The organism is Pseudomonas sp. P1.31 (genome assembly GCF_001269815.1).
GTDB classification, from domain to species: Bacteria; Pseudomonadota; Gammaproteobacteria; order Pseudomonadales; family Pseudomonadaceae; genus Aquipseudomonas; species Aquipseudomonas rustica.
Genome location: NZ_LHVN01000046.1, coordinates 1 through 214, shown reverse-complemented (window position 1 = coordinate 214; position 214 = coordinate 1). Strand labels below are relative to the sequence as shown.

The 214-nt window shown below is 59.3% G+C and carries 1 protein-coding gene; it reads left to right on the top strand.

Features of this window, described 5'->3' with window-relative positions:
* Positions 1–214: hypothetical protein (locus AD669_RS27825; protein ID WP_156316196.1), on the top strand; the 214-nt coding region annotated here is incomplete at both ends.

Sequence of the window (214 nt, the reverse complement as noted above, 5' to 3'; positions counted from 1 at the left end):
AGCTTCTTTGAAGATGCGCATAACCAGCAGGTGATCACTGAACTGCTTGGGCATGGTTTGCAGATTCAGGATCAGGGCGAGCTGGGCGCAGAATTCGCGGCCAGCACCACGCTCGGCGGTTTCCTCGACAAGTTGCACATTCCTTCGGTCGGCCCGGGCGGGGCGCAAAAACTGGCGGACAAGTTTGGTTCGCTGGACGCGGTGATGAACGCCG